The sequence below is a fragment of the Acinetobacter tjernbergiae DSM 14971 = CIP 107465 genome (assembly GCF_000374425.1).
GTDB lineage: Bacteria > Pseudomonadota > Gammaproteobacteria > Pseudomonadales > Moraxellaceae > Acinetobacter > Acinetobacter tjernbergiae.
The window spans coordinates 135,511-161,400 of sequence record NZ_KB894357.1; the positions used below are offsets into that span (position 1 = coordinate 135,511).

The following is a 25,890-nucleotide window of genomic DNA, read 5'->3' on the forward strand; positions in this document are numbered from 1 at the left end:
ATTTGCTAGGTTTTCATTATGTTTGCGCCAAACTTTTCTTTTGAACAAGAACAGCAATTTTTCTTGGATATTCAGCAATCTATTGAAAATAAAGGCTTTGATCGGCTGATCATCAGTCAATACAAAGGTGAACAGATAGAATTAGAAAAGATGACTTTTCGGGTGATTGAATTGCAAGGGCAGGCAACACTCTCTTGTTTATACCATCATACGACCCAAGATATTACCAAAAATTATACCATTGCGGAGGGCTTGGAAAAAATTGCCGAGCTTTTGCAATTGTCTAAGCAAGCCAATTTATTTAGCTTAGATCAAGATATTCAGCTCAAGAAAAATAAAAAGAAAGCCATGTTGAATCGCCAAAAAAAGCAAGCCACAACGCTTAAAGTTGAACAGCAGCAACATAATCGTGAAAAGCAACGTTATGTACAGCAGCACAGTCCATTTTTAAAACATTTGGGTATCGCTGATGAAAAAGGGCAGATTGTCCCAAGTATGGCGCGGAAGTGGAAACAGATTAATAAATTTATTGAAATCTTTTCACATGCATATGAGCAGATAGATGCGACCCAGCAAGAGCTGAACATTGTCGATTTTGGTTCAGGCAAAGGCTATTTAACCTTTGCGTTGTATGATTATTTACAAGCACAACAGAAAACACCGTTGATTACGGGAGTTGAATTACGTTCAAACTTGGTTGAGTTCTGCCAAAATGTTGCTGATCAGGTAGGCTTCAATCATCTTGATTTCTTTGAAGGTGATGTACGTAGCTATCAGCCTGAGAAATTGGACGTGATGATTGCACTACATGCATGTGATATCGCCACTGATTTTGCGATTCATACGGGGATTCGCCTCAATGCATCCATGATTATGTGTGCGCCATGTTGTCATAAAGAGCTGCGTCCACAATTGCACAGCCCAGAAGTATTACAGCCGATGCTGCAATTTGGTATCCATGCAGGGCAACAAGCGGAAATGTTGACCGATACCTTACGTGCTTTATTACTGAAAGCGTATGGCTATGAAACCAAAGTCTTTGAGTTTGTGGCTTTGGAGCATACCAGTAAAAATAAAATGATTTTGGCGACCAAACGTAAAGAACTTCAGCAACCAGATCCTCAGATCATGCAGCAAATCCAAGCTTTAAAAGCGATGTATGGCATTGAAAAACAAAGTCTGGAATTATTGTTGCAAGATCAAATGCCGATCGAAAATTTAGGCTGTAAGTGTTAATCGAGTCTGAGAATAAGATGTATCACTTTAAACAGGGACGTTGGGATCAATTACAGCAAGATGCCAAATTGATCCGAACACAGGTTTTTATTGCTGAACAACATATTCCTGAAGCAGAGGAATGGGATGATCATGATGCCATTTCACAACATTTTGTGATTTATGATCAAGATCAGCCGATTGCTACAGCGCGTTTGTTGCAGAATCACAGTGTAGGGCGAGTGGCTGTTGTTAAAGCCTATCGGGGGCAAGGCATTGGGCGAATGATCATGCTCAAGATTATTGCTTATGCACAACAACAGGCTCGACCTCATCTGCAACTTTCCTCACAAATCCATGCAGTTTCATTTTATCAACAGCTTGGTTTTATCGTGCAAGGTGATGAATATGATGAATGTGGTATTCCGCATATTGAAATGACGATGTCTATTGATCGATAAGCTAAATCTTGAATTCTCATACTTCACTATATGGATGAACCATCGTCAAATTGATGCTATTGGTGGTGATCTTGTGTAGCCACTTCAGAGCTTGCAGAAGATGCTGCCTGTGAAAGCTCTTTTTGTTGTTGGGCTTTACGTTGCGCACCCGGCATATAATCAGGCTCTTGAGACATTGCTAGATAGAAAAAGCTGAGAAAAATCGTACTTAGTACACCGACAATAATGACAAACTTCCATCCTAATACGGTTTCTTCATTGGAGTCTTTTTGTGGGTATGGTTGATTGCTCATCATAAATTCCAAAAAATAAAAATGCTTAGCGTTACAGCATTCATGCATAAAATTAATAAAACCTTAAATATTATATGGCTTTCTGATTCATTTGAGTGGCGTTTATCCATTTATATTTTGACTGAATTAAACGTGTGGATTTACAAAACTCATTGCTTCGAATTCCATCTAAGATAAAAAATCACAGAAAGTAAATGATTTGATGAAGTGGGTGGGAAAGCCAAGTCTTAAATTGAGGTCATTCAAAACTTGGTTGTTACTTTATTTAAAGATTTTTCCAATCTTCAATTGCTTTTAAGCCTGTTTCGATCCCGATATCATAGCTATAGCGGATTTTTGCTTTATTTTGAGAAAGTCGACCAGCCATATTTTTTAAATCAGGTGGACAAACTTCAAGGATTTTTTGTCCTGATGCTGAACGTGAAAATTGTACAGAATCATTATAACGTTGAGTTCTTGACAGTAAGCTTTTTGCAAAACCACGTTTTTGTTGAAACACATATTTAGCGAGTAACTGATCACCTTTGCTACTGGCTTTATAATAATTTTTAGGACGTGTTCGCAGTACCATAAGTTTTGAAACATCATGTTGTTGAGCTGCCCAATGCACGGGTAGGGCATCTGCAACACCACCATCAAAATAGGGTTCTCCGAAGATATCAACGGCTTGACGTGTCAAAACGGGAATCGAACTGGATGCTCTTAATCCATCTAGAATATTGTCTTTAGATGCTTTGATATATGTGGCATCGCCTGAAACGGCATGGGTAAGTACCATATAAAATTCTGGATGATTGGCAAATAGATGCGCCTGATTCAGAGGATATTCTTTTTCAACCACATCCCACATCCATTTTAAATCCAGTAAATCGCCACCTTTAAAGAAACGACCATATTGAATAAATTCAGAACGAAGTGAGTGGTCTAAATAAATTTGCAAAGTACGACCTTGTTGTGCCGCTAAATAGTTCGCAACATTGGTCGAACCAGAGGAGACACCGACACAGAGGTCAAAAGGATTAAATTGTTGCTGTAAAAATGCATCTAAGACACCGCTGGTAAATGCGCCGCGCATTCCACCACCTTCAACGACCAGTGCCTGACGATTTTGGTGAAGCATTGAAAATCTCGAATATCATGATAAACCCCTGTTTAACATGGATTCATCATGATCGACAATAGTATTTTAGTTGTGATGTTGATGCTCTGAGTGTGTTGTGTCCGTGGTCATAGAAGACGGAGACATGTCATGCTGAGGTGCTGCTTTATTCTTGTTCATTGGCATATAGTCTGGCTCATTGTTCATGGCCAAATAGAAAATGCTCATGAAAACTATGCTCAAGATAATCGTAATAATTAATGCTTTCCAACCCCAAGGCGACGTTTCTGGACAGAGTTTTTCAGACATAGGATTTTTCCTAAAGAGAGAAAATAAGTAGCCTTATAACATAAAAATATTATCAACTCAGTGTGTAGATGTTAATTACTCAGCTAAAAGTCGACTTTTGTCGAATATGGATTGCATTATGAGATTGTTAAAATAGAAAGACTATTCAATCAATGAAGACAGATTCTTTCAAGGTAGATAAGAAGCTGAGCAGTATCAGGATAATGGTCTACTTTGAAGGTCATAACAAGATTGATGAAAAACAAAATATGATGGAGAAAAAAATGATTTTGGATTCAACAGATACGGATGTTTTTGCAGCTGTTACACAATTTTATGTGCGTTTAAGACGAGTGACGGGTCGTGTAGTTGATGTTCTTTATATGGTGGAAAATCAAGAATATGCTCAGCACCTGATTGATTATGCAAAAACGATCGATGATACAGAGCTGCAAAGTCATGTCAATCATTTAACACGGTCTTTCAATATTATTAAAGCACCTGTTGCCGCAGTGGAACAACCTAAAAAAGTGGTCGAAAGACCTGAGCCGCAACGCGTCTGGTTTTTAGGTTAAGCAATTTTTCTGAACTTAGTGCATAAAAATTGATATTCCTCCCTCTATGACGAGAGGGAGGAAAGACTTGCTGTTTAGTGTTGCCACATAGTGTTATTTAAATACATCACCTGATACGGCATGTGTTCTCAGTAACTTAGGTGCTGTAAAACGTTCACCATACTTAGCTGCTAATTCCTCTGCACGTTGTAGCGATTTCGCAACACCATTTTGATTCAAGAACTGAATCGCTCCACCTGTCCACGGCGCAAAACCAATACCAAAAATTGAACCAACATTGGCATCAATGACAGACTCCAAAACACCTTCTTCATAACAGCGTAAGGTATCGAGTGCCTGCACAAACAAGAAGCGATCAATGATGTCCTGTTCAGGAATCTGATTGTCTTTGCTCCAACGGCTGAGTCCATCCCATAAATGTTTTTTGCCATTTGCTGGGTAGTCGTAGAAGCCTGCACCTGCTGCTTTACCTTTACGATTCAGCTCATGAATCATGGTGTGAACCACTTCATCAACCGACGTTTTTGGTAGGTCTTTACCTTCAGCTTGTAGTGCTTTGTGCGTTTCGCTGGCAACATGTTCAGTCAAGGTTAAAGATACTTCATCCTGAATCGCAAGTGGGCCGACAGGCATACCTGCCTTGAGTGCTGCCATTTCGATTTTCGCTGGATGAACACCTTCGGCAAGAAGACGCATACCTTCCTGAATGAATGTGCCAAATACACGACTGGTAAAGAAGCCACGGCTATCATTGACAACAATTGGAGTCTTGGCAATTTGCTGAACAAAGTCATAGGCTTTAGCCAATGTTTCAGCAGAAGTTTCTTTGCCTTTGATGATTTCTACCAATTGCATTTTGTCTACAGGGCTAAAGAAATGTAAGCCAATAAAGTTCTTGGTATCTTTACTTGCAGTTGCCAAACCTGTGATTGGTAAAGTTGAGGTATTTGAAGCAAAAATACCACCCTCAACCAAATATTGTTCAGCTTCTTGAGTCACTTTAGCTTTGAGTTCTTGATTCTCAAATACCGCCTCAATGATCAAGTCACAGCCTTGTAAATCTGCCGCATCCGCCGTTGCAGTAATCAGTGCTAACACTTGATCGCGTTTTTCCGCTGACATACGACCTTGTGAAACACGCTTATCAAGAAGTTTTTGCGAATAAGCTTTGCCTTTTTCTGCATTTTCTACAGATACATCTTTGAGTACTACAGGAATACCTTTGATTGCGGTTGAGTAGGCAATGCCTGCACCCATCATGCCCGCACCTAATACTCCGACTTTGGTGGCTTGCCATTTTGCAACATCAGTAGGGCGGCTTGCACCTGACTTGATCGCATTGAGACCATGCCAGAATGTACCGATCATGTTTTTAGAAACTTGACCTACAGTCAGCTGAGTGAAGTAACGTGATTCAATCCGTAGCGCGGTATCGACATCAACTTGCGCACCTTCAACTGCGGCAGCCATAATTGCTTCAGGCGCAGGGTAACAGCCTTTAGTTTTGTCACGTAGCATTGCAGGAGCAATCGCAAGCACTTGCGCAACCGCAGGGGTTTTAGGATCACCACCTGGGATTTTGTAGCCTTTCACATCGTAAGGTTGTTGTGATTTTGGATTGGCTTTGACCCAAGCAATCGCTTTATCTAGCAGCTCTTGTTCATTTTCAGCAGTGTCATGTACTAAGCCGAGAGATTTTGCTTTATCAACCCCAAATTGCTTACCCTCCATGAGGAAAGGGAAGGCATTTTGTAAGCCTAGCAAACGCACCATACGCACGATACCGCCGCCACCTGGGAGTAAGCCCAAAGTTACTTCAGGTAAACCAAACTTGGTTTTTGGATCATTAATCGCAATACGATAATGACAACCTAATGCGATTTCCCAACCACCACCAAGTGCTGTACCGTTTAAAGCGGCAACGACAGGTACACCTAAAGTTTCGATCGTGCGTAAGTCACCTTTGAGTTTTTCAATCATTTTGAAAAATTCAGTCGCGTGTTCAGGTTGTACTTGAATGAGTTCATCCAAGTCACCACCAGCGAAGAAGGTTTTCTTCGCAGAACGGAAAATAATGCCTTTGAGCTCAGTTTCAGCTTTGAGCTTTTGGCTGACATCTTCGAGTGAGTCACGGAATTCTGCATTCATGGTGTTTGCAGATTGACCTGATGAATCAAGGGTAAGAATTACAATATTGTCAGCGTTTTTTTCGTATTTAATAGCGCTCATACATCATCGTCCAATATTTTATGAGCTTAATCGTAAGTGACCTGCATAAGTAAATATAAGCATCGCAGCGTCTTGTTAAGCTCTCATCTAGTTTTAGGATAAACCTTCGGTTCGACCTACCTTGCGAAACGTTGTTTCTCATTCGGCAAAAGTAGGCAAAACCATTGTCATTCGCAAAACCTGTTCAATTCTTTCATTTATACAATTTATCGCAGAAACAATATATTGTAGATACTATGCAGGTTGCGAATGACGTTTCCGAGTCTCATATTTCAGGGAGGTTTTGAGTGATTTACACCAACTCGATAATGGTAGCGATGCCCATACCACCACCCACACATAATGTTGCTAGACCACGCTTCTTGCCTTGACGTTCTAATTCATCCAATAACGTACCTAGAATCATAGCACCCGTTGCGCCTAATGGGTGCCCCATTGCGATTGCACCACCATTGACATTGACTTTCTCGGCAGGAACTTTCAATTCAGTGATAAACCGCATCACCACAGCAGCAAAAGCTTCATTGACTTCAAATAGGTCAATATCATCAATCGTCAAGCCTGCTTTGGCTAAAGCTTTGCGTGCAGCAGGAGCAGGGCCAGTCAACATGATGGTTGGATCTGTACCGACTAATGCAGTTGCAAGCACCTTGGCACGAGGTTTTAAACCTTGCTCTTTAACTGCTTTTTCAGAAGCCAATAACACCACCGCAGCACCATCGACGATGCCTGATGAGTTGCCTGCATGATGGACATGGTTAATTTTTTGCGCTTCAGGATACTTCTGTAAAGCAATAGCATCGAAGCCCATTTGACCCATCATTTCAAAGCTGGCATTCAATTTTGCCAAACCATCAACAGTGGTTGTTCCTTTGATAAATTCATCTTTTTCTAGGATTGTTACACCTGCATGATCTTTCACAGGTACAACTGATTTATCAAAATAACCATTTGCTTGAGCAGCAGCAGCCTTTTGTTGTGAACCAACTGCAAATGCATCCACATCTGCACGGCTATAGCCATCTAAAGTGGCGATCAAGTCAGCGCCAACACCTTGTGGCACAAAAGAAGATTTTAAGTTGGTTTCAGGATCAAGCGCCCATGGACCACCATCAGAACCCATTGGGATACGTGACATGGACTCCACACCACCCGCAACCACAATATCTTCCCAACCTGAACGAACTTTTTGCGCTGCCAAGTTCACTGCTTCTAAACCAGAAGCACAGAAACGGTTGATTTGTACACCCGCAACATCATCATTCCAACCTGCGGCAATCGCAGCAGTTTTGGCAATATCGCCACCTTGATCACCAATTGGTGTAACACAACCTAAAACGATATCATCGACTTTAGACGTATCGAGTTGATGACGTTGTTGTAATTCATTCAATAATGTTGTCAGTAAAGTAATTGGTTTTACTTCATGTAATGAGCCGTCTTTTTTTCCTTTTCCGCGTGGTGTGCGAATGGCATCAATAATATAGGCCTCGCTCATAGCTGTTCCTTGTATTGCCTTAAATTAAAAATCATTGTGCTTCGAGTGTACTCAATTTAAGTAGCAGTGCAATGATGATAAACATTGGCAAGTGTGATGTTTTTCGCCAATTTGATGGGTTAAGCAAGTGGTCCATCAAATTGTTAACTTTGGTGCTCTTTTACATGTCTAGCGACATCTTCGATTAGACTAATGTTTGGAAATGATTGATAGAAAAGATGGGCGGAAGCACATGATAAAACCAAAGTCTTACTATGCCCTGATAGCATTCATGCTGCCATTTTGTGGATGCGATTCATCTGGACGGAATATTGAAAATAACAAAGTAGTAGAGGATAAAAATAAAGTGAGCCAAACTTACTCAAATCAGCCCGCTGATGACAAAATGCTTTTAGTTTTGTCTGCACCCTCTATCCATGATCCGTATTACAAATCAGCCTTTCAGCGGATTGTAGATTTCCAGATTAATTATGCAAAATCGATTTTGGGCAATGACAATGTGGTGATTCTGATGGATGAGGATACCAAGCCTTATTTCAAGGGCAAAGTTCCTGAAGACATTTTATTGGTGGATGATGTCCGTGATATTTGGATGCGCGACTTCACCACGGTTAATCCAATACAGCCTGTGCAATTTACCTATACGTGGGCCTCGATGACCAAGAAACAAAGTAAAGATGTGCAAAAAAGTTTTAGTCAGTTTGCTGATCGTTATCAAATTCAAAGAGCCAAAACTGATTTGATGATTGATGGGGGTAACCTTGTTGATGACTATGCGGGTCGAGTGATCACCACTACACGTTTTATGGAAGATAATGACCTTAGCTATAACGAGGCCAAACAAGAGTTAAAAGCCACATTGGGTGCAACTGAAGTTGCTATTCTAGAACCAGATGAAGAAGTGCTTGCACATTCAGATGGGATGGTGAGTTGGGTTGATAAAAACACGTTGCTTGTGAATGATTATTCAAAAACACCATCATTTAGAACAACGGTGATGGATGAGTTGAAAACTTCATTTCCAAGTGCAAAGATTGTGGAAGTACCTGTTGAATATAAAACCAATCCAAAAGGTCAGTGGGATGGTTTTGAATCGGCATGTGGCGTGAATCTGAATGCTACGGTCACACATAACAATATTTATGTACCGACTTTTAATATGCCACATGACCAAAAAGCATTGAGTATTATTAAGCAAAATACCTCGAAGAAAGTGATTCCGATCAATGCGGAAAGTGTTTGTCCAATGGGAGGCAGTGTGCGTTGCCTGACTTGGCAAGTGACAGGTGAAAATGCTGCGAAACTGATTCAAGCGGCTAGAGATCGCTAATAATAGGTGTTTAGATTAAATTGAGTGATTGAAATTTCAAAGATAGCCTGAGCATATTTAGACTATCGTTTGGGCTCAGGGCGCGGCGCTTAAGCGCCGTCGGTCTCGCAGCGAATGGCTATAAGCCGTTACTGTGGACGACATACCTTGTCACCTACGGTCGCAATGGCATCAATAGCAAATTGCATGGCCTTCGTGACCTGTTTTTCTTCCAAGGGGCGAACGTAGGTTGCGCGCATCTTCAGATATTGCTTGTCCCCTGGGACGAGCCAAAGGAATGATCCGTAGTTAGTTTCTCCCTCAGACCATAGGAATAGACCGCCTTGCGCTTCAACTGAGGTACCGGCCACCCGCACTTGGCCTTTGCCGCTCATGACGAGTTCAGCATTTGAATGGGAGGAGAGAACCTCAGAGATAGCCGCCTTTAACTCTGCTAGATCATTAGTTGATGGGTCTCGGTCATAAATAAATAATGTGATTGCTGTGTGATATGGCATAGCGTTGTAGCCGGCCGAATGAGTATTCCGGTAGGTCTTGAGCGCCACCGCTTGTGCATCAGGAGTTAGGACTGTCTCAAAACCATTGATGGCGGTTGGAAAACACCGCACGGCGTTGCCATCGCTTTCGCTAGCCAGCGCAATAAATGGGCAGAGCAAGACCAGTGCGAATAGGAATTTTCTCATGTGATTCACTACGGCTGACTCCGCACTTTAATTTGGAAATATGATTTACAAATGCTGTCCATGTAGTTGGCGATATAAACCAGGCGTAACCCCCGTCCATTTTTTAAAGGCACGGTGAAAAGTACTGGTCTCACTAAAACCGACTTGTTGAGCGACATCTTCAAGGGTGAGATTAGGGGTGAGTAATAAGTGAATTGCAGCATCACGACGTAACGCATCTTTCACACCTTGATAGCTTTTTCCTTCCGCAGCTAAACGACGGCGCAACGTTTGTGGTGATAAATACAACATTGATGCAACATCATTCAGTGTTGGCATTTCTTCGCCAATTTGGCTTTTCAACACATCACGAATACGTGAAGTTAGGGAGTTGGTATTCTTAAATTTCACCAATAATTGTGCAGGCGCAGCTTTTAAGAATTCTTCTAAGGTTTTGTCATCTTGGCGTATCGGTAAATCGAGATAATCAGCCGCAAATGTAATTTCTGTACGTGGTGCATCGAACTGCATGACAGGTGCAAAGAACAGGGCATCGTATTCATCTGCATGGCTTGGACGTTCATAGCCAAAATGCACACGTTCCAAGGGTAAACGACGTTCGATTAACCATGAAGCAAGCCCATGCCAAATCATCAGCATACTTTCAGTAATAAAATGATCAGGGTCTAATGCTTTGGGAATGTGTGGCACTAAGCGGGCTTCGTGCTTATCACGTTCTAAGCTTACTGACCACTCATCTCCAAACAGTTTATAGAATTGAGAGGACAGTTCGAGTGCTTGCCCAAGCGTCTTGGAGTGGATGATCAATTGGCACATAATGGCAAATGTACCTAAACGACGGGGTTGTACATCAAAACCCACATGTTCGTCTTGAGTGACCATCCATAGCATTTTAACAAAGCGGGTATATTGTTCGGGAGAGATACGCGCTTTTGGCTGACGTAACAGTTCTGCTTCTATGCCGACATGTGAAAGTAATGTTTCAACGTCCATGCCTAGGCGTTTCACACCTGTTAAAGCCGCATTCACGAAGTGGATGCTGATCGTATCACGGCTCATATTGAATCCTTCAGTTTCTTTACTATTCACGATAATTGACCTAAATAACCGTCTAAAATATCAAATTGGGCAATTGACAAGAAAAATAACTGCTCAATACATACATGTTAAATTGCCGAAACTATCAAGGTAAATGGCTGAACATGACATTGTTTTTGTGTTTATCAGTACCTAGTATAAAAGAAAATTTAAACAAATTGAGTAAAAATTATTATGCCATCTGCTTTAAAAGGATTGAAAGTCCTCGATTTTTCTACTTTATTACCTGGGCCATTTGCAAGTATGTATCTTGCTGACATGGGTGCAGAAGTGATCCATGTTGAATCACCAACACGTCCAGATCTCGTGAGAATTATGCCACCCTATGCCAATGGACAAGCCACGGCACATAGTTATTTGAATCGCAATAAGCAATCTATTGCACTCGACCTCAAAGATGCAGCCAATATTCAACTGATCAAAAATAAAATTTCTGAGTTTGATATTGTGCTTGAACAATTCCGTCCTGATGTCATGCGCCGTTTAGGTTTGGACTATGAGACTTTGGCAGAGATTAATCCACGTCTCATCTATTGCTCGATTACGGGTTATGGTCAAACAGGAAGTTATAAAGATCGGGCAGGACATGACATTAACTATTTGGCGCTTGCAGGTGTTTCTGGTCATAGTGGTCGTCAAGATAGTGGCCCACCACCACTTGGAATTCAAATTGCAGATGTAGCAGGGGGCTCATTGCATGCGGTGATTGGTATCTTAGCTGCGGTTGTTGAGCGTCAACGTAGTGGTCTTGGACAATATATTGATATTTCCATGACAGATTGTGTGGCAAGTTTAAATAGTATGGCTGCTTCTGCAAGTTTGGCAGGGCAAACACCGCAAGCCCCTGAAGCGGGCATGCTCAATGGTGCAAGTTTTTATGATTATTATGAGACTCAAGATGGGCGTTATTTCTCTGTCGGTAGTTTAGAACCACAATTTATGGCAGGTTTGGCTGCCGCTTTAGAATTGCCATTACTTCTCGCCAAAGGCACATCATTTGATCCTGAAGACCGCCAAGCGGTGAAACAAGCATTACAAGAAAAGTTTAAAACTCAAGATTTTGTAGTATGGCAGCAGCTTTTTAAAACCTTAGATATTTGTGTGGAACCTGTTTTGAGTCTTGATGAAGCATTGGTTTCTCCAATTGCTGAACAACGTGGTTGGGTCGTGGATGTACCATTATCTGAAAATAGTGAACAAACCGAAGCGCAATTGGCATGTCCAATTAAGTTCTCACGTTCACAAATTAAATATGCCTTTATTGGTCAGGGTTTAGGTGAGGGCAAGTGGTAGATAATATGTGCGATTTATCACTGATTGTTAAAATGTTGTACAGTTTGTTAACATTTTAAATAAATTGTTATCAAAAAAATCAGAGTAACCTTTTATGTTAAGAATATGAAAGGTTACACAAACATGACAATCTCTCACGCTCAGATTGTTTCTTGTTTATCCGTTCTATCATTAAGTTTAGTTGTACAACATGCTCAAGCAACTTCAGCATTTGATCCAAAGGGTCAGTGGTTGTTTGGTGATTGGAACGGTCAACGCACTGCGTTACAAGAACAAGGTTATCGCTTTTCTGCAGATTACACAGGTGAATTTGCAGGAGTTTTAGATTCTAAACAGTCTTCTAGTCACGGTAATGAATTTACTGGGCAATTGGCTTTAGGCACACACTTCAATCTCAATAAAATTCTAGGCTGGCAAGATACTGAAGCACAAATCACGGTGACTTATCGTGATGGTCAATCGCTATCGCAAACGGCAGATGGCTTACAGGGTCATCAAAGCGCTGTACAAGAAGTATGGGGACGTGGTCAAACTTGGCGTTTAACGGATCTTTGGATCAAAAAGCAATTTTTAGATCAAGCCTTAGATATTAAAGTGGGACGCTTTGGTGAAGGCGAAGATTTCAATAGCTTTGACTGCGATTTCCAAAACTTGGCTTTATGTGGCTCACAAGTGGGTAACTGGGTCGGTGATCAATGGTACAACTGGCCTGTAAGCCAGTGGGCGTTGAGAGTTAAATACAATTTACAACCTGATCTTTATGCACAAATTGGGGCTTATGAATATAACCCTGAAAATTTGCAGCGTGCTAAAGGCTTTAATTTAAGTACTGATGGTTCTCGTGGGGCAATTATTCCAGTAGAACTGGTTTGGTCACCAAAATTAGGTCAGCACTCTCTTTCTGGTGAATACCGCTTTGGTTACTACTACAGTACAGCAGATGTTGTAGATATCAGTAATCCTGTCAAAACTTCACATAAACAAGGTGGGTGGTTTACAGCGAAGCAACAACTTATTCGTCAAGATATGGACTCAGATCGAGGGTTGAGTGGTTTTATAAATATCACAGTACATGATTCAAAAAATAACGCGATCAAAGATATGCAAAATATTGGTTTGGTCTATAAGGGATTATTACAACAACGACCACAAGATGAACTTGCTTTAGGTTTAGCACGTATCCACGCTAACGATGAAAATAATCCTCTATTAGATGAAGAATACAATACTGAATTGTATTACGGCATTCATGCAACCGATTGGCTGACCATTCGACCAAATATTCAATATGTACACCATGTAGGTGCATTGAAAGATGGTGATAAGACATGGGTTGGCGGAATTAAGTTCCAAACCATTTTCTAATTTCAATATTCAAGCAACTTTGCAGATGACGTTTATGAACATAAGTGACATTTGCAAATTTTCCATTTTGATTTGAACTCGACTATAAAGGGGATTGATCATCTTCTTTATGGATCTATAAATACAAAAGATGCAAGGTGATCGTATGAATCAATCTGCTTCAAAATCTGGACTAAGAACATTGACGGTGATGATCCTCACTGCAATTGGATTGTTCTTGCTGATTGGTGGTATCTGGCTCGCAGCAATCGGTGGGTCTTTTTATTATGTGATTGCAGGCGCGCTGTTACTCACTGTGGCAGTGCAACTCTATAAACGTGCTTCAGGCCCTTTATGGGTCTATGCTGCATTGATGTTAGGCAGCATCATTTGGGGTGTTTGGGAAGTTGGAACTGACTTTTGGGCACTTGCACCACGTCTTGATATTCTTGGAATATTGGGCTTGTGGTTACTCATTCCTGCGGTTACACGTGGTCTCTATAACCTGACATCAAGTAAAGTAGCATTATCATCGACATTGCTGATTGCAATTGTGGTGATGGTGTATTCGATCTTTAATGATCCACAAGAGATCAATGGCGTGATCCAAACGCCTCAACCTGCACAAGCGAAAGCCGTTGATGGGATTGCGCCTGAAGATTGGCCTGCTTATGGTCGTAGTCAAGGGGGAGAGCGTTATTCTCCACTCACACAGATCAATGATCAGAATGTCAAAGATCTCAAAGTTGCTTGGACATTTCGCACAGGTGATTTCAAAACTGGCAATGATTCAGGTGAAACCACCAACCAAGTCACACCAATCAAGATCGGCAACAATATGTTTATGTGTACGCCACATCAGCATTTGATTGCGATTGATCCTGTAACAGGTAAAGAAAAATGGCGTTTTGATCCTAAACTTAAAACGGATAAGACTTTTCAACACTTAACCTGTCGTGGGGTGATGTACTACGATGCTGCCAATACCACCGAATTTGCAACTAGTTTACAGGCGAAAAAATCGACTTCTACTGAGTGCCCACGTAAAGTCTTTGTTCCTGTGAATGATGGTCGTTTAGTTGCTGTGAATGCTGATACGGGTAAGGCATGTTCTGACTTCGGTCAAAATGGTGAAGTAAATTTACAAGAATTTATGCCGTATGCGTATCCAGGGGGCTATAACCCAACTTCTCCGGGTGTGGTTTCAGGTACAACGGTTGTGATTGCGGGTTCAGTCACGGATAACTACTCCAATAAAGAACCCTCTGGTGTAATTCGTGGTTATGATGTCAACACGGGTAAATTATTGTGGGTATTTGACACGGGCGCAGCCGATCCAAATGCGATGCCAGGTGAAGAAACGACATTTGTTCATAACTCACCAAATGCATGGGCACCTCTTGCCTATGATGCAAAATTAGACATCGTTTATGTCCCAACAGGTGTGGGTACACCAGATATTTGGGGCGGTGATCGAACTGAGTTAAAAGAGCGTTATGCCAATTCGATGTTGGCGATCAATGCGACAACGGGTAAGTTGGTCTGGCATTTCCAAACTACACATCATGATTTGTGGGATATGGATGTGCCATCACAACCATCTTTGGCGGATATCCAAGTTAAATCAGGTCAAACGGTTCCTGCAATTTATGTTCTAACTAAAACGGGGAATGCCTTTGTTTTAGATCGCCGTGATGGTCAGCCAATCGTACCGATTACTGAAAAACCAGTCCCGCAAACCGTGAAATGGGGACCTCAAACCAAAGGTGAGTTCTATTCAAAAACGCAACCATTCTCTGATTTTAATTTAGCACCTAAAGAGAAATTGACGGATAAAGACATGTGGGGTGCCACGATGTTTGATCAGTTGATGTGTCGTGTGAAGTTTAAACGTCTGAACTATGATGGTATTTATACGCCACCTTCTGAAAACGGAACCTTAGTTTTCCCTGGAAATCTCGGTGTATTTGAGTGGGGTGGTATGTCCGTCAATGCAGATCGTCAAGTTGCAGTGATGAATCCAATTGGCTTGCCATTTGTGAGTCGCTTAGTGCCTGCTGATCCCAATCGTCCTCAAACTGCAAAAGGTGCAGGCACAGAACAAGGGATGCAACCTATGTATGGCACGCCATATGGGGTAGAGATTAGTCCATTCCTGTCTCCATTTGGATTGCCATGTAAACAACCTGCATGGGGCTTTGTGACTGGTGTGGACTTAAAAACCCATGAAGTGGTTTGGAAAAAACGTATTGGTACGATTCGTGACAGCTTGCCGAAATTGTTCCAATTACCGCCAGTTAAAATTGGTGTACCGGGTTTAGGTGGTTCTATTTCAACTGCGGGTAACGTGATGTTCGTTGCAGCAACCCAAGATAATTATCTTCGTGCATTCAATGTTTCAAATGGCGATAAGTTATGGGAAGCACGTTTACCTGCGGGTGGACAAGCAACACCAATGACTTATGAAGCTAATGGTAAACAATACGTGGTGATTATGGCAGGTGGGCATGGTTCATTTGGGACTAAAATGGGTGATTATTTAGTCGCTTACGCATTGCCTTAAATCCCTCCCTTGCGGAGTACACGCCTCACCCTTTACGAAAGGGAAGAGTACTCTCTTTAAGCTTTTGCCACTTGAATTGTGGCTGAGAATGAATGGAGATTAAAAGCCCAGATTCGTCTGGGTTTTTCTTTTTATTGCCTAATCTAAGCTTATCAATAAAATCGTTATTAAATATGCAAAAAAAGCATTTTGTTGATGAATAAAAGCTCGCTATGCTAGTCGCCTTTATAATGAATGACTAGCCATACGCCATGTATTTATATACGGATTTCGATCAACAACTGATTAACCAACGTGTTGCTCAGTTTCGCGATCAAACAGAACGCTATTTAGCAGGAAAATTAACAGAAGACGAATATCGTCCACTACGTTTGCAAAATGGTTTATACGTGCAACGTTATGCACCGATGCTCCGTATTGCTGTGCCTTATGGCTTGATGAATACAAAACAATTAAGAAAAATTGCTGAAATTGCGACTGAATACGATCGTGGTTATGCCCACGTTTCAACTCGTCAAAATATTCAGTTGAACTGGCCTGCTTTAGAAAATGTACCTGATATTCTTGCTGAACTCGCAACAGTACAAATGCATGCCGTACAAACCTCTGGTAACTGTATCCGTAATACAACGACTGACCAGTTTGCAGGTGTGGTTGCAGGTGAAATTGCTGACCCACGTCCAACGTGTGAATTGATTCGTCAGTGGAGTACCTTCCACCCTGAATTTGCATTCTTACCACGTAAGTTCAAGATTGCTGTTTCTGCTTTGGAAGAAACAGATCGTGCTGCAACTGCATTTCATGATATTGGTGTTTATATCGTTCGCAATGAAGCAGGCGAAATCGGTTATAAAATCATGGCGGGTGGTGGTTTAGGTCGTACTCCAATTATTGGTAGTATAATCCGTGAGTTCTTACCACGTGAAGATTTGATTGCTTATTTAGAAGCGACCTTACGTGTGTATAACTTACATGGTCGTCGTGATAACAAATACAAAGCACGTATCAAAATTTTGGTGAAAGCATTAACGCCACAAGTATTTGCCGAAAAAGTTGAAGCTGAATTTGAACACACGCGTGAAGCCTTGAAGATTCAACCTGAAATCTTGAAAAAATTAGATGAGGAATTTACCCCATTCGATTATCACGATTTAGAAGATCAAGATTTCACAGCCTTGTTTGCTGAATATCCAAAATTCAAACAATGGTTCAATGTGAATACCAATGCACATAAAGTCAAAGGCTATCGTATTGCAACGATTTCTTTGAAACGTGCAGGGATTGCTCCAGGTGATGTCACCACTGAAGAAATGAACTTAATCGCGGATTTAGCGGATAAGTACACTTTTGGTGAGTTCCGTACGACACACGAACAAAATATTTCACTTGTGGATGTCCCACAAAAAGATTTATTTGAATTGTGGCAAACCTTAGAACAGAACGATATGGCGCGTGCGCATATCGGTTTTATTACCGATATTATTTGCTGCCCAGGTGGTGATTTCTGTTCATTGGCAAATGCGAAATCAATTCCAATTTCAGAAGCGATTAGCCGTCGTTTTGATGATTTAGATACCATCTATAATCTTGGTGAACTTGATCTGAATATCTCAGGCTGTATGAATGCTTGTGGTCATCACCATGTCGGTAACATTGGTATTCTTGGTGTAGATAAAAAAGGTGCAGAATTCTATCAAATCACTTTAGGTGGTAACGCGAATCATGATGCGTCTATCGGTGATATTTTAGGGCCATCTTTTGCTGCTGATGTAGTCCCTGATGTGATTGAAGAAATCCTCAATACTTATCTTGATCTACGTGCTGAAGGTGAGCGTTTCATTGATACGTATCGCCGTGTTGGCATCCAACCATTTAAGGAGCGTGCTTATGCTTAATACATCGCTACAAGTGCTGTTCAAAGATGGCACGATTGCTGACAATACTTATCAAGTGATTGCTGAAGATGGCGTGATTCCACAAGGTAATGTGGTTGTAACAACGGCTCAACTTGATCAGTTGGCAAATGTACAAGCTAAAAAAGCGTTATACATTACCGTCAATGATTCACCTGAAACGCATCAATTTCCATTGAATGAGTTGGATACAATCTTCATTGAGTTTGCTGGTTTCAATGATGGTCGTGGTTATTCGTTTGCAGCATTATTACGTCGTCAAGGTTATCAAGGCGAGTTACGTGCTGTTGGTGATATCTTCAAGGATGTTTTGAATTATTTAAAACGTTCTGGCTTTGATAGCTTTGTGGTTAAAGAAGGTAAAGATATTCATGAGGCCGCTGCAGGGCTTCAAGATTTTACCCATCCTTATCAAGCATCAACGGCTGTGCCACAAGCGAGTTACCAAACAGGTGCTTAAGCTCATTTAAATAAAAAAGCTGAACTCAGGTTCAGCTTTTTTATTGCGTATGATTTAAAATTTATAGATTGAAGAATAACAATCCTGACATTTATTGCAAAAATAAATCCTGGCGTGATTTGGTTGCTTTTCGCCATCGCAACGGATGTACTGTCAACTTTTTATTCTGCGAAGGCAAATGGATTAGTAAATAAACTCGATCAAGGAATCGCTTTGGTTCTGTATCTTGTTTTTTTTACTTGTGCTGCGATTGCATTGAAATATATGCAGGTTGGGATTTTATATGTGCTTTGGTCTGGGCTAGGTGTTATTGCGACAGCCGCTTTAGCTAAGGTTTTTTTAGGACAGCATATTGATTTAGCAGGGTGGGTTGGGATTGGATTTATTACAATTGGTCTAATGATTATTGCGCAGTATTCCAATATTGATGTTTGGTATTAAGAAGGGGTGACAGTGATTTTAGAATTTGTTATAAAAATAGATTGTCTTAATTATAACGAACATGTTTAAATTTTTAAAAAAGATATTTTGTTCGTCTGAGCCATATATAAATACAGCCGAAATATTGGCAGAACGCCAAGCACTTGAACAAATACATATATCGAATATTCCTCAGCCTGAACCAGAAATCGTAGATATTCCATTTATTAGAAAGAGTTTGGATGAGTTGATATGGTTACTGAGAGATTATGATGGCTATGCACGACAACGGACATTAGAACATTTAAAGGATTGCTACGAACAAGAATTGTTTCCTGCCTTATTATTTCGTTTAAGTGATTATGTAGAAATCAATCGAGAGTTGGCAGCACAGCATATTCAACGTTGGAGTCAGCGTCCTGAATTTGCTCAATTGTGTATAGACCATTTTTTACAAATTGCCGCAGTACAACAACGTGTACGAACTGTCCCTGAAATTGAAAATTTATTACTGAATACCGTCGCGGAAAATACAGATTATTTGCAGCACACAGTCAGTTCTGAGCAAGGTCAATTACCTCGTGTACTATCAATTTATATTGTGAAATATCAATGGATTGAACAAGAAAAATTGCTTGAATTATCTAAAGCTGCGAAAGATCAAATCGTGCGTAAATTTTGGTTAGATCATATTACTCAAAATGAATCAGCGCAAAAATTATTATTTGAATTAAAGCATAGCCAATTTAGAGATGTGCAATATCATTTATTCGATGTTCTATATCAACGAAAAATTCTAAATCCCGAAGATATCATTGAGTTATGGCATAGTCGTTTTTTATCTGTGATGGATTATGCTTATTTTGCATTAAGACAACAGAATTTTGATTTTGGAAATTATTTTAATCAGCATCCGATTGCGTTGCTCAGTTCTCAATAGGCGAAAATTCGAGCATATCAATGGGTTTTATTTAAAGGGGAACAAGCACAGTTTTTTGAAATTGTTGGAAAAATTGAAATTAAATCGATTGCGAATGCTTTGGTTTTATATGCGTTAAAACAAAACTTTATTCAATTTCACCAGTATTTAGATTATTTTGCATTGACTGAGCAGAAGTTATTACCACAGCAGTTTTTTAAAGCAAAAGCGTATAGTGAAACTCAACCAACTTTAGGTGAATTAGAGCAGTACCTTCAATTACTTAAAACCGATATCTCATTTGAGCAAAGACTTGATTTAACCCAAAATTATGATTTATGGGATCAGGTCTATTGGTTTGTCACACAACAAAAATATGTACAGACAGAAGAGGAGCGGCAGAATTTTGATGATCAAATCAAATCTCGTTTGCATTATTTGCACTATAAAACCTATCCGCCAAGCTGGACAGCTGTGCAAAAGGATGAGATGAAACAACATCTTCCTAACTTTGAGCAAAAGTATCCTGAAATTTTTAATGTGATGGATGTGAAGAGAGTGTTAGAAAAGTATTTTAGTTAATTTGATGAAGATGATGCAATATGAGACATATTGCATCAAAACTTTGGTGTGTTTTAAATCGTTGCATCAAGTTGACAATTCACCATCCATTTGATTCCAAACTGATCAGTAAAAGCCCCATAGAGTGCGCCCCAAAAGGTTTTTTCTAGTTGCATTTCGATATGACCATGCACAGAAAGTTGATTGAATAAACGACGTGCTTCTGTTTCATCATATTCAACATTGATTGAAATATAATGATTATTGCCTTGAGTGAAGACGCTATTTGGAGCACAGAATTGATCATTGACATCTGATCCCATCAACACCGTAAATTCATTGATGGGTAATGAAACATGCAAAATTAAACTTTTATTTGCTTCAGATAAGGTAACGCCTTCAGTAGGTGGCATATCGCCATAGCGACTCATGATTGCAAACTCACCACCAAATACGGATTGGTAAAAGATAAATGCTTGCTCAGTTTGTCCTTTGAAATTTAAATAATGATTTAGCTGCATTGTGATTAACTCCTTGTTGTTTTTTTATACAAAACATAACTTATCGGGATTTATCTTGTGCGTGCATTATTTTTTGTAATTCTGAAAATAAAAAATCCTGCACATGGCAGGATTTTCAGTTAATCGAATTAATGTTTAGATCAATTCAATCGCAACAGCAGTCGCTTCGCCACCACCGATACAAAGTGCCGCAACACCTTTTTTACCGCCAGTGCGTTTAAGTGCGTGAATCAATGTTAGGATGATACGAGAACCTGTAGAACCTACAGGGTGACCAAGAGCACAAGCACCACCATTGATATTTACTTTTTCTGCATCTAATTTGAAATCATCAATTGGGCACATCGTTACCATTGCAAATGCTTCGTTAATCTCCCAAAGATCTACATCTTGTGCATCCCAACCTGCTTTTTTCAAAGCTTTCTCAATTGCACCTACTGGAGCAATCGTAAATTCAGACGGATGTTGAGAGTTTGATGCCGTTGCAACGATTTTTGCTAAAGGCTGTAAACCACGTTGAGCAGCAACATCACTTGAGGTTAATACAAGTGCAGATGCACCATCAGAAATTGAACTCGCATTTGCCGCAGTAATTGTACCGTCTTTTGCAAAAGCAGGTTTTAGCGATGGAATTTTATCAATTTTTGCATTTAAAGGTTGTTCATCTTGATCAACAATCACATCACCTTTGCGGCTAGAAACAGTTACAGCAACGATTTCATCTTTAAAGTAGCCTTCAGTGATCGCTTTTTGCGCACGTTGTAAAGAACGAATTGCAAAATCATCCATTTGCTCACGCGTATAGCTACGTTTGTTCGCCATATCTTGTGCAAATGAACCCATCAAACGACCAGTTTCTGCATCTTCTAGACCATCAAGGAACATATGATCTTTGATTTCACCATGACCCATGCGATAACCCGCACGCGCTTTAGGTAAAACGTATGGGGCATTGGTCATTGATTCCATACCACCCGCAACGACGATCTCAGCACTGCCTGCTTTGATCATATCTGCTGCTTGCATCACAGCTTTCATGCCTGAACCACAAAGCTTGTTAATTGTCACTGCACCAGTAGAATCTGGTAGACCTGCTTTACGCATTGCTTGGCGAGCTGGACCTTGTTTTAAACCTGCTGGTAAAACACAACCCATGATCACTTCTTCTACGTCAGTTGGCTGTAGACCAGAACGAGCAATTGCTTCTTTGATTGTGATTGCACCTAATTCTGGTGCAGTTGCGCTTGATAGTGCGCCTTGGAAGCCGCCCATTGCTGTACGAGCGCCATTGACAATTACGATGTCAGTCATTGTGTGTCTCCAGACTTATAATTTGCAGAGAATGTTCAAAACCTATGCAGTATAGTAAAAAAAGCATGGGAATAAAGTGTTTTACATCGTTTAAGCTAGACTGAAGAGTTTTTAACAAGAAGGTATCTCCTGACTGCGGATTTGCCCCATATTACTGAGAATAACTTGTGTATGATGGCTAGAGTTATTCATACAATAGAAAAAGCTCCCATTAGAACCTCTTGGTAAGCCTGTATCACTCTGAAATGTTAGAGAGTTTATGCGTAGAGTCCCTCTCCAGTCTAATATTCCATATCGATGATGGAATGGCGTTGCATACAGAAGAGTTTCTGTTGATTCCCTTTGTCGATTACGGTTGTTATCAAGAAAACCAATAAATCCCTTATTCCAATCACTATGACAACTGATAAAATCAGAACTTGCGCACAAAGTCACATTTTTGTGATAAATTTGCGCATCAGATTTAGCTTTTTGTATATGAATTGTGAGTATTCTTTTGAGTTGATTTACTTCATTTGAAATCATTGTGTCATTGAAATAGGGCAAACCAAGACAGAGAATGATTGCGCAAATGGCAATAACAGTGACTAACTCACTGATTGTGAATCCTAAAAATTTAGACATTTTTTACCTTTAATCTAATTCTGTAATTTTTTTATTAACAAAGTGTTAAGTAATTACTGTATTTATTGAATTAAGTTTAGTATTGGAAAAACTAACGATTACTTCATTGAGCAAATGCTGCTAAAATCGAAGAAAGCGAACAATAAGCTATTCTGACTTTAGAGTTGAATTGAAAATTTACTGAACTACAACGGAAATTGTAAGAAATTTTGTCAATAATTTACGAGGTTAAAGTTATCAAGCACTTGGAAAATTCATCAAGTGTTTGTATGATTCAAAGTGAAGTGAATAGCTTAAAAATAATACTGTAGACATTTTATGTTCACAGGGCCAAAAATCATAGGCTAAGCTTGAACAACAAACAATTGTTATCTCTGGAGGATATCCATGAAATTGAGTCGTATTGCACTTGCTATGCTTGTTGCTGCTCCTTTAGCTGCTGCTAATGCGGGTGTAACAGTTACTCCATTAATGCTTGGTTACACATTTCAAGATTCTAAGCACAACAACAGCACTGAAAATTTAACAAACGGTGGTGAGTTACAAGACGATTTATTCGTTGGCGCTGCTCTTGGTGTTGAATTAACACCATGGTTAGGTTTTGAAGCTGAATATAACCAAGTTAAAGGTGATGTTGATAGCTCTGCTCCAAACTCTGAATACAAGCAACAACAAATCAATGGTAACTTCTATGTTACTTCTGATTTAATCACTAAAAATTACGATAGCAAAATTAAGCCTTATGTATTGTTAGGTGCTGGTCACTACAAATACACATTTAGCGATGCTACTGATGCTCAATTAGGTCGTGCTGGTCGTGGTCTGAAAGAAGAAGGTACTTTAGGTAATGCTGGTGCTGGTGTTTTCTGGCGCTTAAATGATGCTTTATCTCTTCGTACAGAAGCTCGTGGTACTTATAACATCGATGAAGATTTCTGGAACTATACAGCGCTTGCTGGTTTAAATGTGGTTCTTGGTGGTCATTTGAAACCTGCTGCTCCAGTTGTGGAAGTTGCTCCAGTTGAGCCAACGCCAGTTGCGCCTCAACCACAAGAGTTGACTGAAGACCTTAACATGGAACTTCGCGTATTCTTTGATACGAACAAGTCTGACATCAAGCCACAGTACAAGTCTGAAATCGCTAAAGTAGCTGAGAAATTGGCTGAATACCCGAATGCGACTGCTCGTATTGAAGGTCACACAGATAACACTGGTCCACGTAAGTTAAACGAACGTTTATCTTTGGCTCGTGCTAACTCTGTTAAATCAGCACTTGTTAACGAATATAACGTTAACGAATCTCGTTTGACTACTCAAGGTTTTGCTTGGGATCAACCGATTGCTGACAACAAAACTAAAGAAGGTCGTGCTATGAACCGTCGCGTATTCGCTGCGATCACTGGTAGCCGTACTGTTCTTGTACAACCTGGTCAATAAGCTCAGTAATTTGAGTTTTTGAACTGAATAAAAAAAGCGACTTGTAAAAGTCGCTTTTTTTATATGAATGATTTGAATATATAAACATTTTGATTACTCCTGAAAAATCATATGATGTATATGTTTAATTGGTATTGGCTATAGATTACCAAAGCTCTTTTTTAAGTTGCTGTTTAGCATTTTGTCTTTCACGACGATGCTGTGCTCTAGGTTTTTCTGTTTCATGAACTCCTCCCCTTTGTAGTAAAGGGGAGAGAGCAACAGGGTTACGGACTTTGATTTTAGGCATTGCTTTAAGTTTCATCTATTTAACCTTTTATACATAGAACTTGTTTAAGGGTGTGCACGATTTCGATTAAATCTGATTGGTTTGCCATGACTTGATCAATATCTTTATATGCACTTGGTATTTCGTCAATTACACCACTGTCTTTACGGCATTCAATACCTTGGGTCTGCTGAATCAAATCCTCTTGACCAAAGAGTAATTTGGCTTTACTACGGCTCATTTTTCGTCCTGCACCATGTGAACATGAGCAAAAGGATTCGGGATTGGCTTTGCCTCTCACGATATAAGAGCGTGCCCCCATTGAGCCAGGAATAATTCCAAGTTCATCCAAACCTGCTCGAATTGCACCTTTACGTGTGATCAGAAGGTCTTCACCAAAATGATTTTCTCGACTGACATAATTGTGGTGGCAATTAATTGCTTCTTTGGTCATTTGAAAGGGGGGAAGCAGAGGGCGAATAGCCTCTAAAATCAAGCGCATCATTTCACGCCGATTTTCAAAAGCGTATTCTTGTGCCCATTCAACTGCTTCAACATAGTCATCAAAGCTATTTGAACCTTCAGCAAAATAGCTCAAATCTTTATCTGGCACATGTCCAAAACGGTGTTGAGCTTCTTTCTTTGCCAATTCAATAAAATAAGTCCCAATTACATTGCCTAAGCCGCGGCTGCCTGAATGGAGCATGACCCAAACATCTTGGTTTTCATCAAGGCAGAGTTCGATAAAGTGATTGCCACCGCCTAAGGTACCCAGTTGTTTTTGCCATGTTGCATCAAATTTTCGCAGCATCCGAACCAGTCCAGAATGCTTTTTGATGATGGGTTGCAAGCGTTTTTCCAGTGGAATAATACTTGAGGCTTTCGCCTTAATTTGTTTATGTAACTCAAAACCTACAGGGACTTTACGTTCAATTGCATGACGTAAAGGTGCGAGATTATCTGGCAACTGTGATGCTTTGAGATTGAGTCGAATTGCATTCATGCCGCAACCAATATCAACACCGACAGCAGCAGGAATAATGGCATGTTTGGTTGGAATGACGCTGCCTACGGTCGCACCTTTACCGACATGTACATCAGGCATCACGGCGATATGTGAATAAACGAATTGCAGTTGTGCCATTTTTTTTAGCTGTTCAATGCTTTCGCTATCAATATCAGTCGTGAAAATTTTCACTGGAACGCCATATTCAGCATCAGCATTAAGTATTTTTTGTATGCCCATTTTCTTTTCTCGGGTATTTTAATATTGCGTCCGAATAGGCATAAAAAAACCTAGCGAATGCTAGGTTAAATAGAGCATTCGGACAAGTGATGATTGGATTTGTACACTTGTCCGTGAGTCGACAGTGCCAAACCTTAAGTTGTTGTTCCTTGTAGTGCTGGCATGATGTCATCCTCCTATATAATAGTGCAGCTGAAAATATGAGCTGCTGATTTTACTGATATTTGCCTTAGGGTCAAGT

25 protein-coding genes are annotated in these 25,890 nt (G+C 40.2%); 13 read left to right on the top strand and 12 right to left on the bottom strand.

Translation table 11 applies throughout. From position 1 onward, the window contains the following. Positions 1-18: 18 nt before the first annotated feature. Together C502_RS0105300 and C502_RS0105305 are read left to right on the top strand one after the other, a co-directional pair. Positions 19-1,236 (top strand): class I SAM-dependent methyltransferase, encoded by a 1,218-nt coding sequence (locus tag C502_RS0105300; protein ID WP_018677808.1) that lies wholly within the window; start codon positions 19-21, stop codon positions 1,234-1,236. A gap of 17 nt (positions 1,237-1,253) precedes the next feature. Beyond that, the gene (locus C502_RS0105305) at positions 1,254-1,676 is read left to right on the top strand and encodes a GNAT family N-acetyltransferase (protein ID WP_018677809.1); all 423 of its coding nucleotides are present in this window, start codon (positions 1,254-1,256) and stop codon (positions 1,674-1,676) included. 56 nt (positions 1,677-1,732) lie between these two features. Here the strand turns inward: C502_RS0105305 and C502_RS0105310 are convergent, their stop codons facing one another. The 3 genes from C502_RS0105310 to C502_RS0105320 form a co-directional block, all read right to left on the bottom strand. Then, positions 1,733-1,969, bottom strand: a complete 237-nt coding sequence (locus C502_RS0105310; protein ID WP_018677810.1) for a hypothetical protein — start codon at positions 1,967-1,969, stop codon at positions 1,733-1,735. 265 nt (positions 1,970-2,234) lie between these two features. Beyond that, positions 2,235-3,089 (bottom strand): patatin-like phospholipase family protein, encoded by an 855-nt coding sequence (locus C502_RS0105315; protein ID WP_018677811.1) that lies wholly within the window; start codon positions 3,087-3,089, stop codon positions 2,235-2,237. A 66-nt stretch (positions 3,090-3,155) separates the two neighbouring features. Further along, positions 3,156-3,377 (bottom strand): hypothetical protein, encoded by a 222-nt coding sequence (locus C502_RS0105320; protein WP_018677812.1) that lies wholly within the window; start codon positions 3,375-3,377, stop codon positions 3,156-3,158. Between the two features lie 263 nt (positions 3,378-3,640). Here C502_RS0105320 and C502_RS0105325 point away from each other — a divergent pair, with 263 nt between their 5' ends. Next, on the top strand, positions 3,641-3,931 hold the full coding sequence (locus C502_RS0105325) for a hypothetical protein (protein WP_026315746.1): 291 nt from the start codon (positions 3,641-3,643) through the stop codon (positions 3,929-3,931). A 93-nt stretch (positions 3,932-4,024) separates the two neighbouring features. Here C502_RS0105325 and C502_RS0105330 read toward each other — a convergent pair whose 3' ends face one another. Then, positions 4,025-6,160, bottom strand: a complete 2,136-nt coding sequence (locus tag C502_RS0105330; RefSeq protein WP_018677814.1) for a 3-hydroxyacyl-CoA dehydrogenase NAD-binding domain-containing protein — start codon at positions 6,158-6,160, stop codon at positions 4,025-4,027. A 292-nt stretch (positions 6,161-6,452) separates the two neighbouring features. Beyond that, a complete protein-coding gene (locus C502_RS0105335; RefSeq protein ID WP_018677815.1) occupies positions 6,453-7,658 on the bottom strand; it encodes an acetyl-CoA C-acetyltransferase in 1,206 nt (401 codons plus the stop codon). A gap of 232 nt (positions 7,659-7,890) precedes the next feature. Between C502_RS0105335 and C502_RS0105340 the strand changes: the two genes are divergently transcribed. Beyond that, positions 7,891-8,988, top strand: a complete 1,098-nt coding sequence (locus tag C502_RS0105340) for an agmatine deiminase family protein (protein ID WP_023274717.1) — start codon at positions 7,891-7,893, stop codon at positions 8,986-8,988. Between the two features lie 128 nt (positions 8,989-9,116). Here the strand turns inward: C502_RS0105340 and C502_RS0105345 are convergent, their stop codons facing one another. Both C502_RS0105345 and C502_RS0105350 read right to left on the bottom strand, forming a co-directional pair. Continuing rightward, positions 9,117-9,671: a hypothetical protein gene (locus C502_RS0105345; protein ID WP_018677817.1), complete on the bottom strand. Its 555-nt coding sequence runs from the start codon at positions 9,669-9,671 to the stop codon at positions 9,117-9,119. A gap of 45 nt (positions 9,672-9,716) precedes the next feature. Further along, the gene (locus tag C502_RS0105350; protein ID WP_018677818.1) at positions 9,717-10,730 is read right to left on the bottom strand and encodes an AraC family transcriptional regulator; all 1,014 of its coding nucleotides are present in this window, start codon (positions 10,728-10,730) and stop codon (positions 9,717-9,719) included. Between the two features lie 213 nt (positions 10,731-10,943). On the opposite strand from C502_RS0105350, the gene C502_RS0105355 reads away from it, so the two are divergent. From C502_RS0105355 to C502_RS19455, 8 genes are all read left to right on the top strand, one after another. Continuing rightward, positions 10,944-12,062 (top strand): CaiB/BaiF CoA transferase family protein, encoded by a 1,119-nt coding sequence (locus C502_RS0105355; RefSeq protein ID WP_018677819.1) that lies wholly within the window; start codon positions 10,944-10,946, stop codon positions 12,060-12,062. A gap of 144 nt (positions 12,063-12,206) precedes the next feature. Then, entirely contained in the window at positions 12,207-13,427 is a 1,221-nt protein-coding gene (locus C502_RS0105360) for a carbohydrate porin (protein ID WP_171067614.1), read from the top strand. A gap of 145 nt (positions 13,428-13,572) precedes the next feature. Further along, on the top strand, positions 13,573-15,969 hold the full coding sequence (locus tag C502_RS0105365; RefSeq protein WP_023274719.1) for a glucose/quinate/shikimate family membrane-bound PQQ-dependent dehydrogenase: 2,397 nt from the start codon (positions 13,573-13,575) through the stop codon (positions 15,967-15,969). A gap of 251 nt (positions 15,970-16,220) precedes the next feature. Beyond that, positions 16,221-17,864: a nitrite/sulfite reductase gene (locus C502_RS0105370; RefSeq protein ID WP_018677822.1), complete on the top strand. Its 1,644-nt coding sequence runs from the start codon at positions 16,221-16,223 to the stop codon at positions 17,862-17,864. Further along, on the top strand, positions 17,857-18,342 hold the full coding sequence (locus tag C502_RS0105375) for a DUF934 domain-containing protein (protein ID WP_018677823.1): 486 nt from the start codon (positions 17,857-17,859) through the stop codon (positions 18,340-18,342). The genes C502_RS0105370 and C502_RS0105375 overlap by 8 nt, the downstream gene beginning before the upstream one ends. 81 nt (positions 18,343-18,423) lie before the next feature. After that, positions 18,424-18,783 carry a DMT family transporter gene (locus C502_RS0105380; RefSeq protein ID WP_026315747.1) on the top strand — a complete coding sequence of 120 codons (360 nt, stop codon included), beginning with the start codon at positions 18,424-18,426 and terminating at the stop codon, positions 18,781-18,783. A gap of 124 nt (positions 18,784-18,907) precedes the next feature. Next, positions 18,908-19,702 (top strand): hypothetical protein, encoded by a 795-nt coding sequence (locus C502_RS19450; protein WP_018677825.1) that lies wholly within the window; start codon positions 18,908-18,910, stop codon positions 19,700-19,702. 99 nt (positions 19,703-19,801) lie between these two features. After that, a complete protein-coding gene (locus tag C502_RS19455) occupies positions 19,802-20,263 on the top strand; it encodes a hypothetical protein (RefSeq protein WP_018677826.1) in 462 nt (153 codons plus the stop codon). A gap of 53 nt (positions 20,264-20,316) precedes the next feature. Here C502_RS19455 and C502_RS0105390 read toward each other — a convergent pair whose 3' ends face one another. From C502_RS0105390 to C502_RS0105400, 3 genes are all read right to left on the bottom strand, one after another. Next, positions 20,317-20,763, bottom strand: a complete 447-nt coding sequence (locus C502_RS0105390) for a VOC family protein (protein WP_018677827.1) — start codon at positions 20,761-20,763, stop codon at positions 20,317-20,319. 135 nt (positions 20,764-20,898) lie between these two features. Further along, positions 20,899-22,074, bottom strand: coding sequence for a thiolase family protein (locus tag C502_RS0105395; RefSeq protein WP_018677828.1), 1,176 nt, complete (start codon positions 22,072-22,074; stop codon positions 20,899-20,901). A gap of 111 nt (positions 22,075-22,185) precedes the next feature. Continuing rightward, on the bottom strand, positions 22,186-22,698 hold the full coding sequence (locus C502_RS0105400; RefSeq protein ID WP_018677829.1) for a GspH/FimT family pseudopilin: 513 nt from the start codon (positions 22,696-22,698) through the stop codon (positions 22,186-22,188). A 387-nt stretch (positions 22,699-23,085) separates the two neighbouring features. On the opposite strand from C502_RS0105400, the gene omp38 reads away from it, so the two are divergent. Then, positions 23,086-24,135 (top strand): outer membrane protein Omp38, encoded by a 1,050-nt coding sequence (gene omp38 / locus C502_RS0105405; protein WP_018677830.1) that lies wholly within the window; start codon positions 23,086-23,088, stop codon positions 24,133-24,135. Between the two features lie 145 nt (positions 24,136-24,280). Here the strand turns inward: omp38 and C502_RS19235 are convergent, their stop codons facing one another. Together C502_RS19235 and C502_RS0105415 are read right to left on the bottom strand one after the other, a co-directional pair. Next, entirely contained in the window at positions 24,281-24,439 is a 159-nt protein-coding gene (locus tag C502_RS19235) for a hypothetical protein (RefSeq protein ID WP_018677831.1), read from the bottom strand. A gap of 4 nt (positions 24,440-24,443) precedes the next feature. After that, on the bottom strand, positions 24,444-25,649 hold the full coding sequence (locus C502_RS0105415; protein ID WP_018677832.1) for an RtcB family protein: 1,206 nt from the start codon (positions 25,647-25,649) through the stop codon (positions 24,444-24,446). Positions 25,650-25,890: the final 241 nt, after the last annotated feature.